Annotated in this window: 14 protein-coding genes and 1 pseudogene; 9 read left to right on the forward strand and 6 right to left on the reverse strand. The window is 68.5% G+C overall.

Annotation, left to right across the window (positions count from 1 at the left end; translation table 11 throughout):
- Window positions 1-26 precede the first annotated feature (26 nt).
- The 5 genes and pseudogenes from D2E24_RS07020 to rph all read right to left on the reverse strand — a co-directional run bounded on the left by D2E24_RS07020 (window position 27) and on the right by rph (window position 4871).
- Window positions 27-1283: pseudogene (locus D2E24_RS07020) on the reverse strand (peptidoglycan bridge formation glycyltransferase FemA/FemB family protein).
- Window positions 1284-1382: 99 nt separating this feature from the next.
- Window positions 1383-1595: a hypothetical protein gene (locus D2E24_RS07025; RefSeq protein ID WP_125968628.1), complete on the reverse strand. Its 213-nt coding sequence runs from the start codon at window positions 1593-1595 to the stop codon at window positions 1383-1385.
- Between the two features lie 81 nt (window positions 1596-1676).
- Complete coding sequence (locus D2E24_RS07030; RefSeq protein ID WP_125968629.1) at window positions 1677-2978, reverse strand: aminoacyltransferase; 1302 nt, start codon at window positions 2976-2978, stop codon at window positions 1677-1679.
- A 388-nt stretch (window positions 2979-3366) separates the two neighbouring features.
- Window positions 3367-4056, reverse strand: a complete 690-nt coding sequence (locus D2E24_RS07035) for a non-canonical purine NTP pyrophosphatase (protein ID WP_125968630.1) — start codon at window positions 4054-4056, stop codon at window positions 3367-3369.
- Between the two features lie 50 nt (window positions 4057-4106).
- Window positions 4107-4871, reverse strand: a complete 765-nt coding sequence (rph, locus tag D2E24_RS07040; RefSeq protein WP_125968631.1) for a ribonuclease PH — start codon at window positions 4869-4871, stop codon at window positions 4107-4109.
- Window positions 4872-5033: 162 nt separating this feature from the next.
- On the opposite strand from rph, the gene D2E24_RS07045 reads away from it, so the two are divergent.
- Window positions 5034-6353 carry a nicotinate phosphoribosyltransferase gene (locus tag D2E24_RS07045; protein WP_125968632.1) on the forward strand — a complete coding sequence of 440 codons (1320 nt, stop codon included), beginning with the start codon at window positions 5034-5036 and terminating at the stop codon, window positions 6351-6353.
- 73 nt (window positions 6354-6426) lie between these two features.
- Here D2E24_RS07045 and D2E24_RS07050 read toward each other — a convergent pair whose 3' ends face one another.
- Window positions 6427-6717, reverse strand: a complete 291-nt coding sequence (locus D2E24_RS07050; protein WP_206430948.1) for a DUF3039 domain-containing protein — start codon at window positions 6715-6717, stop codon at window positions 6427-6429.
- Between the two features lie 214 nt (window positions 6718-6931).
- Here D2E24_RS07050 and coaD point away from each other — a divergent pair, with 214 nt between their 5' ends.
- The 8 genes from coaD to D2E24_RS07090 all read left to right on the forward strand — a co-directional run bounded on the left by coaD (window position 6932) and on the right by D2E24_RS07090 (window position 14025).
- Entirely contained in the window at window positions 6932-7435 is a 504-nt protein-coding gene (gene coaD / locus D2E24_RS07055) for a pantetheine-phosphate adenylyltransferase (RefSeq protein ID WP_125968633.1), read from the forward strand.
- On the forward strand, window positions 7432-8256 hold the full coding sequence (locus tag D2E24_RS07060) for an ATP synthase subunit B family protein (RefSeq protein WP_241222905.1): 825 nt from the start codon (window positions 7432-7434) through the stop codon (window positions 8254-8256). Before coaD ends, D2E24_RS07060 begins: the two co-directional genes overlap by 4 nt.
- Before the next feature lies 1 nt (window position 8257).
- A complete protein-coding gene (locus D2E24_RS07065) occupies window positions 8258-8887 on the forward strand; it encodes a YceD family protein (protein WP_125968634.1) in 630 nt (209 codons plus the stop codon).
- 123 nt (window positions 8888-9010) lie between these two features.
- Window positions 9011-9205 carry a 50S ribosomal protein L32 gene (gene rpmF, locus D2E24_RS07070; protein ID WP_125968635.1) on the forward strand — a complete coding sequence of 65 codons (195 nt, stop codon included), beginning with the start codon at window positions 9011-9013 and terminating at the stop codon, window positions 9203-9205.
- A gap of 129 nt (window positions 9206-9334) precedes the next feature.
- Entirely contained in the window at window positions 9335-10054 is a 720-nt protein-coding gene (gene rnc / locus D2E24_RS07075) for a ribonuclease III (RefSeq protein ID WP_125968636.1), read from the forward strand.
- A gap of 258 nt (window positions 10055-10312) precedes the next feature.
- Window positions 10313-12253, forward strand: coding sequence for an acetolactate synthase large subunit (locus D2E24_RS07080; protein ID WP_125968637.1), 1941 nt, complete (start codon window positions 10313-10315; stop codon window positions 12251-12253).
- Between the two features lie 57 nt (window positions 12254-12310).
- Complete coding sequence (gene ilvN / locus D2E24_RS07085) at window positions 12311-12865, forward strand: acetolactate synthase small subunit (RefSeq protein ID WP_125968638.1); 555 nt, start codon at window positions 12311-12313, stop codon at window positions 12863-12865.
- 569 nt (window positions 12866-13434) lie between these two features.
- Window positions 13435-14025: a helix-turn-helix domain-containing protein gene (locus tag D2E24_RS07090; protein WP_164521050.1), complete on the forward strand. Its 591-nt coding sequence runs from the start codon at window positions 13435-13437 to the stop codon at window positions 14023-14025.
- Window positions 14026-14265 lie beyond the last annotated feature (240 nt).

Consider the following 14265-nt stretch of genomic DNA (forward strand, 5'->3'; position numbering starts at 1 on the left):
TCCGGCCGGCGTCCCGGCCGGATCGGTCAGCGTCCCAGCAGCCGCTTCGCCAGATCCCGCACCGCGAAGCGCACCCGATCCACCGGCAGTGTGAACGCGCCGGGCAGCTCCTCGACGTACCCGTTGAAGCCCTGTTTGAATTCGAGCACGCCCCGCCCCTCGTCGGACGGGTCGTCGAACACGCCCGAGATGCCGTAGAAGTTGTAGCGTTCCACGCCGGTCCCGATGCAGCGCAGCATCGCCTCGTGCTGGATCAGCGCGGAGGCGTAGAACGGCTTGTATTCCTCGACGCTGCCCGACACGAAGTAGACCGTCTCGCGCGGATGGTCGATGAACATCGAGACGGCCGCGGGCAGCACGTCGCCCTTGCCGGCGAGGACCGCCGCCTCGTCCAGTCGTTTCCCGGCGGCGGCGAGGTTGCGCCGCTCCTCGCCCAGCTGCCGTTCGATGCGCGTCGTGGGGCGGGCCTCGTACCGCGCTGCGAGGTCGTCCACGCGTGCGGCGAGCCGGTCGCGTTTGGCCGTCATGTCGGCCAGGTAATCGGCGGTGTGGATTTCGGCGACCATGAACCGCACCTTGTCGCCGAACGCCCGCCTGACCCGGCGGAAGTACTCCTCGTCGCGGGCGGCGAATCCGCGGCGTTCCGCGGTCCGCCGTTCGATCCGGGCGAACAGCCCCAGTTCGTCGTCGGCCAGTTCGCGCACGCGCACGCCCATCTCGGCGGCGCGCCTGACGCTCCACTGGGTGCGCTTGCCGTAGGAGGCGAGCAGCGCCTTCCCGTCGGCGATGCCGGTCAGGTCCTTGACGTACAGCCACCGGTTGATCAGCGACCCGTAGCCGACGTCGAAGCCGCCGTGACGCCAGCCGAGCGCCGCGTACGTCGCCATCATCGCCTCGTCCGGCTCACCGTCGGCCGTGCCGTCGGAACGATGGCGACGGTACACGTCGGACGGCCAGCAGGTCACGCGGTAGGCGCCGCGTCGTTTCGCCGCGCGGCGGATCGCGTCGGTGATCGCCGCCATCAGCGCGCGGTCGTGCGGGTCGCACAGCGGCCCCATCCAGATCGACCCCTCGGCGCCGAGCCGGGAGGGCGTGACAACGAGCATCGCACCGGCCTGCGGCATATCGTCGGCGTCGGCCACGCCGACCAGGTCGACGGTGACGCCGGGGCGGGAGGCGAGCCGGCGCATCATCGACGTCTACTGGAAGTTGCCTTCCGTAAGCCGCGCGGACAGCGCGTCGAATTCGTCGTCGGTCAGCTCCCTCGCGGTGTATGCGCACATGGCCGATTCCTTCCATACCGTGTCCATGGCTTCATAACTCCTTCGTCAACGGACTGCGAGATGAATCGCGACAGTCGTGGCCCCGGACGCCTTGCCGGATCACGCTGAGGCATGGTATGCAATCTTATCCGGTTCTTCCGGTTTCGGCGCGTAAAGGCGGTTCGGCTTCATCCGATACGTGAAGAGGTCAAGCCGCACGGCCGCCGAATCCGCGATGGGCCTCACGACGGAAGCGTCGGTCACGCCGGCCAGGTCGACGGCGATGCCGGGGCGGGATGCGAGGCGTCGCATCATCGACGTCTGCCGGGTCATGCCGAGGCATGGTATGGATCCTGTCCGTCGCCCTCGTCGCACGAGGTGCTCAGGAGCGGTCCCGGTGGAGGCCGCCCGTCATCATCCGGCGGAATACCCCCCCCCGATGCGACACAGGTCGAGTACGCGGTGGACCGACTGCTTCGTCTCGTACACGAGCGGCCTCACCGGCAGGTCGAACTCGCCGGGCATCTCCTCGACGTACCCTTCGAAGCCCTGCTTGAACTCGAGCACGCCGCGGCCCGGATCGGACGGATCATCGAACACGCCGGAGATGCCGTAGAAGTTGTAGCGCTCCACGCCGCGTTCCAGGCACTGCGTCATCACATGATGCTGGATCGCGGTGGGCGCGTAGAACTTCGCGTACTTCTCGTTGCTGCCCGAGAACAGGTACACGCATTCGCGGCGGTGCCACACGAACAGCGCGGCGGCGACCGGGACGCGCTCGCCGTCCTCGGCCAGGTAGGCGCGCGCCTGCTCGACGCGGCGCAGCGACGCCTCGTAGGTGGAGCGGGCCGTCTCGATCTTGCGGTTGACGGTGTCCGGGTACTTGGTGGTCTCCAGCGAGCGTTCGAGCTTCTCGATGTCCTTGAGGAAGCCGTCGCGCTTGCGCTCCCACGACGCCAGATAGGCGCGCATGTCGATCGATGCGACGAGGAACTCGGCGGAGTCGCCGAACGTGTCGTAGATGTCCTCGAAATACGAGAGCGGACGGTTCTCGAATCCCTGCTTCTCGCAGCTCAGTTCGCAGATCGCGTGGAACGTCGCCAGCCGGTCGCGGCCGACGCGTTCGACCTCGACGGCGCTGTTGCGCGCGATCTTCACGTTGCGGCGCGTGTTCTTCGCATACGAGTCGAGCAGTGCCTTCTCGTCGCCGATCCCGTGCAGGTCCTTCAGATACCGCCATCGCGGCACGGCCGTGTATCCGACGGTGAAGCCGCCGTGCCGGAATCCCAGGCCGATGAGCGTGTCCACGGTGAGCGGGTCGGGCGCGCCGCCCTCGGCGTCGGGCAGCGCCGCGCCGAACGAGTCGCGCACGCGGTACGGGCGTTCGGGCGTGATCTCCAGCTGGGCGGCGCCCTTCGCCTTGGCGTGGCGGCGCAGCGCGTCGACGAGGAACGCGGTCAGGTCGGCGTCGTGCCAGTCGCACAGCGGGCCGTCGTGGACCGCGGCGAACGTGGACAGGCGGGAGCGGTGCGTCTCGAACAGGGCCGCCGCGACGAGCGCGCCGTCCTCGCGCACGCCCAGGTATTCGACCTCGACGCCCTGTCGGGCGCGCAGCCGTCCCATTGCGGACGTCTGCTGGAAGTTGCCCTGCGGATGCGAGGCGCTGAACTCGTCGAACGCCTCTTCGGATAGCGTCTCAAGGGAGAATGACCGCACTGATACCGTCCTTTGCTGGTGTTTCGGGCCGTGTTCCATCGTGTGCCGCGCATGATACGGCACGTGCGGCGGATCGCGTTCCGCGGCCTTCCGGCCGGACGTCGCCCGCCGTCGTGTTCACGGCGTCCCCGATGATAGCATCGCCGTCCCGGCGGCGGCTGGGATGCCGGCAGCCGTCACGATTCATGCACGATGCTTGCATGTCGCGGCGCATCGCATGCGTGTCGTGCGTCGCCGATTGAGCCGCGCCGTCCGCCGTGACTGCGCCGGAATGATGCCGTAACGGCACGCCCGCCGGTCGCGGCTGCGACGGGCGGGCGCACGGTATGCCGGGACACGTCGGTGCGGCGGTCCGGTTCGACCGGTTCGGCCAGTTCGACAGGCGGCCTCAGCCGACGAGGCGGGCGACGGCGGGGACGAGCGCGCGCAGCGCCTTGCCGCGGTGCGAGATCGCGTTCTTCTCGTCCGGGGTCATCTCGGAGCTGGTGAGGCGCTCGCCGGCCTCAAGTGCGCGCGCCGGCTGGTCGTCGGGGACGAACAGCGGGTCGTAGCCGAAGCCGTGGGCGCCGCGCGCCTCGCGGATGATGGCGCCGGGCATGTCGCCCAGTTCGACGGTCTCGGATTCGATCGCGAACGCGCCGGCGCCCTTGTCCTCGCCGGTGCGGCCGTCCCGCCAGCCTGCCGGCACGGCGAGCGCGGCGGCGCAGCGGAAGCGGGCGGTGCGCTTGGCGTCGGGGATGTCGGCGATCTGGGCGAGCAGCAGCGCGTTGTTGGCGGCGTCGTCGCCGTGGCGGCCGCACCAGCGGGCCGACAGGATGCCGGGCGCGTTGCCCATGACGTCGACGATGAGGCCGGAGTCGTCGGCGACGGCCGGGCAGCCGGTGCGGGCGGCCACGTCGCGCGCCTTGAGGAGCGCGTTGTCGGCGAAGGTGACGCCGTCCTCGACCGGGTCGGGCAGGTTCAGGCTGCCGGCGGAGACGAGTTCGATGCCGTCGGCGGCGGCGCCGAGCCCCTCTTCGAGGATGCGGCGGATCTCGACGAGCTTGCCTTCGTTATGGGTGGCGACGATGATCTTCAATGTCGTTCCTTTGGTCGTGGGATCGTGGGTCGTTGGCTCGCGTCCCGGCGTCAGTCGAGGGCGAGGGCGGCGCGCTGGGCGGCCTGCAGCTCCTTGTTGCCCTTCTCGGCCAGGTCGAGCAGGGCGTTGAGTTCGGTGCGGTTGAACGGGCGGTGCTCGGCGGTGCCCTGGATCTCGATGAACTCGCCGGAGCCGGTCATCGCGACGTTCATGTCGGTCATGGCCTGGCTGTCCTCGATGTAGGGCAGGTCGAGCATCGGGGTGCCGTTGATGACGCCGACCGACACGGCCGACACGCTGTCCTTGAGCACGCGGTCGGCGGAGCGGATGTGCTTGTGCTGTTCGGCCCAGCGCAGCGCGTCGACGAGCGCCACGTACGCGCCGGTGATGGACGCGGTGCGGGTGCCGCCGTCGGCCTGGAGCACGTCGCAGTCGATCTGGATCTGGTTCTCGCCCAGCGCCTTCATGTTGACGACGCCGCGCAGGCAGCGTCCGATGAGGCGGCTGATCTCGTGGGTGCGGCCGCCGACCTTGCCGCGGATGGATTCGCGGTCGGTGCGTTCGGCGGTGGCGCGCGGCAGCATCGCGTATTCGGCGGTCACCCAGCCTTCGCCGGAGTCCTTGCGCCAGCGCGGCACGCCGGTCGTGAACGTGGCGGTGCACATGACGCGCGTCGAACCGCATTCGATGAGCACCGAGCCTTCGGGGGCGTCGGTGAAGTGGCGGGTGATGCGGATCGGGCGCAGCTCGTCGACGGCGCGTCCGTCGGCGCGGATCACGGTGTCGGCGCCCAGCAGGTCCTTGATTTGAGTCATGCCCTCAACCTAGCACCAGCCGCCGGACGCGCTCCGGCCGCCGGCGTACCGCCGACGCGGCCGCCGACGAAATATAGTCATCGGGACTATTATCCGGTACGGGACCGTCGCCACGCCCATACCGGGCGGTACGCTGGGACGGGAACGAATCGAGGAGGAACCATGGACTATACGCCGGCGCTGATGACCGACATGTACGAATACACGATGCTCGACGCCACGCTGCGCGACGGCGCCGCGAACCGCAAATGCGTGTTCGAGGTGTTCACCCGCCGACTGCCCGAAGGCCGCCGCTACGGCGTCGTCGCCGGCACCGGCCGCATCCTCGACATGCTCGAGGACTTCCACCTGTCCGACGAGGACCTGCGCTTCCTCGCCGACCGGCACATCGTCAGCCGCGAGACCGTCAAATGGCTCGAAAACTTCCGCTTCACCGGCACCATCCGCGGCTACCGCGAAGGCGAGATGTTCTTCCCCAACTCCCCCATCCTGCAGGTCGAAGGCACGTTCGGCGAATGCACGCTGCTCGAGACGCTGATCCTGTCCGTCCTCAACTACGATTCGGCCGTCGCGTCCGCCGCGTCGCGCATGGTCACCGCCGCCAAGGACCGCCCCTGCATGGACATGGGAGGCCGACGCACCAACGAGGCCGCCGCGGTCGCCGCCGCCCGCGCGTCCGCCGTCGGCGGCTTCCAGGGCACCGCCAACCTGATGGCCGCCCGCCGCTACGGGCTCAAGGCCATCGGCACCGCCGCCCACTGCTTCACGCTCGTCCACGACAGCGAACGCGACGCCTTCGCCTCGCAGATCGCGTCGCTCGGCCGCAACACCACGCTCCTCGTCGACACGTACAACATCGAGGAGGCCGTGCGCACCGCCGTCGAGGTCGCCGGCCCCGAACTGGGCGGCGTGCGCATCGACTCGGGCGACCTCGCCGCGCTCGCCCAGCGCGTGCGCAACCAGCTCGACGCGCTCGGCGCCACCGAGACGACCATCACCGTCACCAACGACCTCGACGAATACGCGATCGCCGCGCTGCAGACCGCGCCCGTCGACTCGTACGGCGTGGGCACGATGCTCGTCACCGGATCGGGCGCCCCCACCTGCGCGATGGTGTACAAGCTCACCGAACGCGAGAACTCCGACGGCGTCATGCAGCCCGTCGCCAAGAAGTCCAAGGACAAGGCCACCGTCCCCGGCCGCAAGCTCGCCTACCGCTCCTACGAGTACAACCTCGCCGACTGCGAGCACGTCGTCTCCGGCTCCGAGGAGAAGCTCGCCGCGTTCCGCCCGCAGGACGGCTGGAAGGACCTGCTCGTCGACTACGTGCGCGACGGCGAGATCGACCACACGTACCAGGGCCACGACGCGATCATGGCCGCGCACGAGCACCGCGCCAAGGCGCTCGCCGAACTGCCCATCACCGCCCAGTCGCTGATGAAGGGCGAGCCGGTCATCCCGACCGAGACGACCGTCCTGTAAGTCGGCCGACCCGATATACGACGAGGGGCCTGTGCGGAACATTCCGCACAGGCCCCTCGTCATGTTCCGGACGTCAGAACATCATCTCCTCGTAGATGCGCTTGCAGTCCGGGCACACCGGATACTTGTCCGGATCGTGCTTGGGGACCCAGATCTTGCCGCACAGCGCCACCACCGGCCGGCCGGTCAGGCGCGACTCGGCGATGCGGCTCTTCGACACGTAGTGCGCGTAGCGGTCCGCGTCGCCGCCGTCGTCGCGCTGCGTCTGCTCGCTCGTCTCCGGACGCTCCAGCACCGCGGTGCCGGTGCCGGCGTCGGACGACGACTCCGTCGCATCGTCCGCCATGTTCCGCACCGTCGCCATCGCGACGGCGGCATCCGTCATATCCATATCCGTCATCATCGTCTCCCTCGCGCGCGGCTGCACGCCGGCGCGCCCGTCGTATCGTCATGTCATGCCGGCCCGACGCCGGCTTGCGGCCCACTCCTCGACGGGCCGTCGTCACCACACCATCATAGGCGCTGCGCGGCGGGCGTCACACCGCGACACTTCGCGCAAACGCGCTACTCTGTACCATATGACTATCGCAGTATGCCCAGGATCCTATGACCCCGTCACCGCGGGCCATTTGGACGTCATCGAACGATGCGCGCGCTTCTTCGACGAAGTGCACGTGGTCGTGGCCGTCAACGCGGCGAAGACGCCGATGTTCCCCGAGACCACGCGCGTCGAGATCATCCGCCGAGCCATCGCCAAGGACGGCTACGACAACATCACCGTATCGTCGACCGACGGGCTCATCACCGACTACTGCAAGCGGGTCGGCGCCACCGTCATCGTCAAGGGCCTGCGCCAGAACGGCGACTACGAGGCCGAACTGGGCATGGCGCTCGTCAACCGCAAGCTCGCCGGCATCGAGACGCTGTTCCTGCCCGCCGACCCGGTGCTCGAGCACGTCTCCAGCTCCATCGTCAAGGACGTGGCCCGCCACGGCGGCGACGTGACCGGCATGGTGCCCGACTGCGTCATCCCCCTCCTCGGCGACGCGCTCGCCGCCGAACGCGAAAGGACCGACCGATGAGCGACGCCGACTTCCAGCCCGCATCCACCGACGCGATGACCCACGCGCCGTTCACCGACGCCGGCGTCGCCGACGCGGCCGGCCGCCCCGCCCCGTCGGCCGTCGCCGCCGTCTCCGGCGACGCGGCGGACGCCGGCGCCCGTCCCGACGGCCAGTCCGACCGCGGCGACGCCGACGCGCGCGACGACCGGCGCGCCGCGTTCCCGTTCGACGCGCTCCCCGACCTGCGCGACGACCCCGACGCCGGCAGCGACCCGGCGGCCGCCCGCTCGCGCGACGAGTTCACCACCGTCTACGACATCATCGACGAACTCGAATCGCTGCTCGGCGAAGCCAAGAGCGGCCTGTTCACCCCCGGCGTCGTCAAGGTCGACCGCGACGAGTTCACCGACCGGCTCGAACGCCTCAAGGCGATGCTGCCCGTCCAGCTCGAACGCGCCAGCGCGCTCATGCGCGAGGCCGAACGCCGCCTCGAAACCGCCCAGACGCAGGCCAACGCGATCGTCACCGCCGCCCAGAGCCGCGCCGCCGACACCATCAAGGACGCCGACGAACAGGCCCGCTTCCTCGCCGGCCAGGAGAACGTCACCGCCCTCGCCCGCCAGAAGGCGCGCGCCATCCTCGACCAGGCGCAGTCCAAGGCCGACCGCCTCACCCAAGGCGCCGACCGCTACTGCGTCACCGTCATGGAAGGCCTCCAGCAGCAGCTCGGCAAACTCGACCGCGACGTGCAGGCCGGCCTTAATGTACTCTATGAGCGCCAGCGCACCGCCGCCGAGCAGCTCCCTCACCTCGACCACAACGACTATCCGGAGGTCTGACATGCCACGTCCCGAAGATTCCCAGTGGGCCGTTTCCGTCGCGCAGGTCGCGTCGCGCGCCGGCCAGAGCAAGCCGATCGACCAGGTGTTCCCCGCGCCGTCGGGCATCGGCGACCACGTCGTCGGCGTGCGCGAAGGCGCCGACGTGCACGTCGTCGGCTCGTTCGACTCGATCGTCGACGGCCTCATCCTCACCGCGCGCATCACCGCGCCCGTCCACGCCGAATGCACCCGCTGCCTCGTGCCGCTCAAACGCGACTGGCCCGTCGACGTCACCACGTTCTTCCCCTACGAATCCAAGGAGGCGCACGACTCCGCCCGCTCCGGCCGCCCCGGCAAGGGCGGGAAGAACGGCAAGGAGGAGGAAGTCGACATCATCGCCGGCGAGGACGAATCCGAAGACACCTACCCGCTGCTCGCCAACGGCTCCTTCGCCGACCTCGAGGCGCTCATCCGCGACACGTTCGTCGAAGCGATCCCCCTGCAGCCGCTGTGCCGCCCCGACTGCGCCGGCCTGTGCCCGCAGTGCGGCGTCGACCTCAACGACGACCCCGACCACCATCACGACGTCGTCGACGACCGGTTCGCGGCGCTCGCCGGCTTCAAGGCGATGCTCGAAGCGGAACAGTGATCCGACGGCCGCCGCATCGGCCGTACGGCATCCATCCGGCGGCCGATGTGACATTGTACGGGCGATGCGCTAAGATACCCAACGCTTAAGCTCAATCGTTCGAACGAAACAGAGGAACAACAAATGGCACTGCCTAAGTACAAGACCTCGCGCGCCAACACGCATTCCCGTCGCGCGAATTGGAAGGCGTCTGCTGCGCAGACCGTCACCTGCCAGAACTGCGGCGCTCCGGCGCTGCCGCACATGGCCTGCCCGTCCTGCGGCAACTTCCGCGGCCGCATCTACCGCGAGGCCATCCGCGCCCCGCACGCCAAGTGAGTTCGCTGAATTCACGGCTGTGACAGCATGAAGCCCTGCCATCGACGGGTGGCGGGGCTTTGTCATACCCGGGGCCGCGATGCGAACCCGATCCGCCCCAGGTCCACGCGGCGTGGCTACATAGGAACCATGACTTCGAAGGACTCCATAGACTACACCGCCCAGCCGGCCAACCCGTCGAACCCGCTGCTGGAGGCGCTGGGCACCACGATCCGCCCCGAACTGCTCGTGCAGGCGCTCACCCACCGCTCGTTCTCGCACGAGCATCCCGGCGCCGCCAACTACGAGCGCCTCGAGTTCCTCGGCGACGCCGTGCTCGAACTCGTCGCCACCGAGACCCTGTTCGACGCCCACCCCGACATGAGCGAAGGCCAGCTCGCCAAGATGCGCGCCAAGGCCGTCAGCGAGGATTCGCTGAGCGCCATCGCCCGCACCAAGCTGGGCGTCAGCCCCTACATCCTGCTCGGCCACGGCGAGAAGGCGCAGGGCGGCGCGCAGAAGAGCTCCATCCTGTGCGACATCGTCGAATCGCTCATCGGCGCCACGTTCCTCGAACACGGCATCGACGAGGCGCGCCGCGTCGTGCACCGGCTCATCGACGACACGCTCGCCGAGGTCGCCACCGAAGGCCCCGCGCTCGACTGGAAGACCTCGCTGGAGGTCAAGTCGCACCAGCAGGGCAAGGGCGACCCGCGCTACCGCATGTCGGTGGAGGGGCCGGCGTACGCGCAGGTCTTCACCGCGCAGGTCATGCTCGGCGACGACGACACCGTCTGGGGCGTCGGCAAGGGGTCCAGCAAGCGCAAGGCGCAGCTGGCCGCCGCCGAGGTCGCGTGGAACGCGCTGTAGGCCGATAGACGACATCATCGGACCGCCACGGGCGGGCGCATCCGGAGCGACGGATGCGCCCGCCCGTCACTATATGGGCGGACCGACGCCCGTCATGCGCCGTCTCGTTAGGATGGGCAGCGTACCCCCGGAGCAGTCCGCGTCCGCCGCCACAAGCGGCCGGCCGCACGATCGGGCCGACGCCGACGCGCCACACGCGCCCCGGCCGCAGCCGACCCCACCGGCCCCGGGCCAGACCGATCGGAGTTGAGAGGAACCATGGCGACACCTACGCCCCTTCAGGCATTCAGCGCCGTGCCCAAGACGCACGGAACCAACGAGAAGCAGACCATTGTCGACGGCGAGAAGATGACCGGCGCACAGGCGCTGGTTCGCGCGCTGGAGGACCTGGGCGTCCAGGACGTCTTCGGCCTGCCCGGCGGCGCCATCCTGCCCGTCTACGACGCGATCAACGAGGACACCAAGTTCCGCTTCACGCTCGTGCGCCACGAGCAGGCCGCCGGCCACGCGGCCGAAGGCTACGCGGTGGCCACCGGCCGCGTCGGCGTGTGCATCGTCACGTCCGGCCCCGGCGCGACCAACATGATCACCCCCATCGCCGACGCGAACATGGACTCCGTGCCGCTCGTCGTCATCACCGGCCAGGTCGGCGTCAACGCGATCGGCACCGACGCGTTCCAGGAGGCCGACATCGTCGGCGCGACCTACCCGGTCGTCAAGCACTCCTACCTCGTCACGCGCGCCCAGGACATCCCGCGCGTCATCACCGAAGCCCACTACATCGCACGATCCGGCCGCCCCGGCCCCGTCGTCGTCGACCTGACCAAGACCGCGCAGGTGGGCGAGATGTACTATTCGTGGCCGCAGCGCATGATCCTGCCCGGCTACAACCCCACCACCAAGGCGCACGGACGCGTGCTGTCCGACGCGGCCAAGCTGTTCGCCAAGTCGTACCGTCCGGTCCTGTACGTGGGCGGCGGCGCGATGCGCTCCAACGCGTCCGCCGAAGTCGCCGAACTCGCCGAGATCACCGGCGCGCCGATCGTCACCACGCTGCCGGCGCAGGGCATCGTCCCCGACTCCGACCCGCACAACCTCGGCATGCTCGGCATGCACGGCACCGTCGCCGCGACCGCCGCCGCGCAGAAGTGCGACCTGCTCGTCGCCATCGGCGCCCGCTTCGACGACCGCGTCACCGGCCGACTCGACGCGTTCGCACCCGGCGCACGCGTCATCCACATCGACATCGACCCGGCCGAGATCGGCAAGAACCGAGCCCCCGACGTGCCGATCGTCGGCGACGTGGCCACCGTGCTGCACGACCTCATCCCCGAGATCAGGCGCTCGCAGGCGATCGGCGGCAAGCCGAACCTCAAGGCGTGGTGGGAGGAGCTCGACGCGCTGCGCGAACGTTACACCATCGACTACGACGAGCCGGAGGACCAGCCGACCGACGGCTCCCTCTCCCCGCAGTGGGTCGTCAAGGAGCTGTCCGCGCAGGCCGACCCGTCGACCATCTGGGTCGCCGGCGTGGGCCAGCACCAGATGTGGGCCGCCCAGCTCGTCGACTTCGAGAAGCCGCATTCGTGGATCTCCTCCGGCGGCCTCGGCACCATGGGATTCGGCCTGCCGGCCGCCATAGGCGCGTCCATCGGCTCGGCACGCGACTTCGACGGCAAGAAGCCCGTGTGGCTCATCGACGGCGACGGCTCGTTCCAGATGTGCTCCGAGGAGCTGGCCACCGCGTTCCTCGACCATGCGCCCGTCAAGATCGCGATCCTCAACAACTCCGTGTACGGCATGGTCCGCCAGTGGCAGACGCTGTTCTACAAGCAGCACTATTCGGCCACGAACCTGCTCGACGGCGACATGAAGGAACCCGAGGTCGAGGCCGGAGGCGAGTTCTTCGACGTGCCCGACTTCGTCAAGCTCGCCGAGGCATACGGCTGCGTCGGCATGCGCGCGTTCACCGAGGACGAGGCGGTCGAATGCATCCGCCGCGCCAACGAGATCAATGACCGTCCGGTGCTCATCGACTTCCGCGTGTGGAAGGACGCGATGGTGTGGCCGATGGTCGCCGCCGGCGACGCCAACGACAACGTCACCTACCGTCCGGGCGTCAAGCCGCTCATGCCGCAGGGGCTGGCCGCGCAGGCCGCCGACGGCATCGGCGCGCCGACCGACGTGGCGAGCGTCTGACGGACCGCGCGATCCGCAGGTCAACCAGGGACATACAGGGTTAAGGAGTTTTCAATCATGGCCAACTATCCCGCTTCCCAGCCCGGCTCCAAGCGTCACACGCTGTCGGTGCTCGTGGAGAACCGTCCGGGCGTGCTGGCGCGCATCGCCGGCCTGTTCGCCCGCCGCGCGTTCAACATCAACTCGCTGTCCGTCTCCCCCACCGAACGTCCGGACATCTCGCGCGTCACCGTGACCGCCGAGGTGGACGAGGTGCCGCTGGAGCAGATCATCAAGCAGCTCAACAAGCTGCTCCACGTGCTCAAGATCGTCGACCTCGACCCGGATACGACGGTCGAACGCGAGCTGGTGCTCATCAAGGTCGCGGCCGACCAGTCGACGCGCTCCGACGTGCTGGAGATCGTGCGCCTGTTCCGCGTGCGCGTCGTCGACGTCAACCCCGAGTCGCTCACCATCGAGGCGACCGGCGCCGAAGGCAAGATCGACGCGCTGCTGGGACTGCTCGAGCACTACGGCATCATCGAACTGGTGCGCTCCGGCGCGGTCGCCGTCACCCGCGGCCCGCGTGCGCTCAGCGAGAAGGTCCTCGGCTCGGAGATCACCGGCCGCTGACGACGGGCCCCTTCCAGCCGCCTTTTCATGCATCCGAACGGCCTGTCTGCGTGACTTGAATCCGAGGATTCCACGGAATCTCGGACTCAGCTCACGCGGACAGGCCGTTTTGCGTGACCTGAGTCCGCACCCGAGTCCGCGATTATTCCCCGATGGCAGCGCTTTCCACGGAATCAAGGAAACCGCGGATTCCCAATTCCCTGACAAAAATCCGTCTCTTCGACGAAGAAAGCAGACAAGCCAATCCGCATCTTCCCCAAGCTCAACAGCCCCGGCTCCCTTCGCAACCGAATCACATGCCGCCCCGGACCGCGGGCCGATCTTGAATTCGACAAGAGCTTCACGGTCTTGTGAAATGACGGAGATGGTGGAATTACCTGAAATCCGCATGATTGCAACGTTTCTTCGTTTCGACGTTCGCCATGACACGCCGTGCGATTCGTACAAGACTTCTTGTTGATTTCCACGGGAATCCTTGTAGAGTACATGCCATCGGACGGGAACGTCCGGCGGCGCCGCACCCGAGATCGGGATGCGTCCGACAATCGACGTGCCGTCAAGGAGCAGTCATGAACGAACGAAGCGACGCAGCGGGAACCACGTCAGCAACCAAGACCGCCAGTCTGCGGCAGATGCGGGCGTTGTCGCATCCGACGCGCATGCGCATCCTGAGCATGATGGACGATCGCAAGGCGCGTACGGTCGGCGACATCGCCGCCGCCATCGGGGAATCGGCCGGCACGGTCAGCTACCATCTGCACCGGCTGGAGCAGGCCGGACTGGTCGAGCATGGCCCGTCCCCCGACGGCGACGCGCGCAAAAGCTGTTGGAAGGCGAGCCAGCGCGGTATCCGTCTCGATATCGACCCGGATGCCATCGACCCGACCGTCAGCGAGGCGCTTATCCGCGCGACGCGACTCCAGCACCGGCAGGCGCTCGAACGCTACGGCTGCGAGGCCGCCTCCCTGCCCGACGAATGGCGGGAGGCCGCGCTGGACACCCAGTCCACCATCAGCCTCACCAGCGACGAATTCCGGTCGATGACCGACGAACTGCTCGACGTCATCGACAGGTGGACCGCCATCTCCGGTCAGCACGGCGACGGCGACGGATCCGAGCGCATCATGATGGCCGTCAACGCCTTCCGCTACCTGCCCTAGCCCGGTCATCGACGGGAATCCACCACCCGCAGATCAGGATTCACCCCACCCCGCAATCCGAAGGACGGAGCAGCCACTCCGGCCGTCGGGTGGGCGAAGCCTTGCCGAAATCACGAGGTGCCTCATTTGAAAATGAGCGCGTAATCCGGAGTGGTGCCTCACCTGTGGTGAGCGTGAAATCCTAGTCCGCGTCGGCTTGTGGGGTTTCGTCGTCTTCCGGTTCGACGCCCGCGATCCGGG

This window comes from Bifidobacterium samirii, from assembly GCF_003952945.1.
In the GTDB taxonomy this organism is placed as follows: domain Bacteria; phylum Actinomycetota; class Actinomycetes; order Actinomycetales; family Bifidobacteriaceae; genus Bifidobacterium; species Bifidobacterium samirii.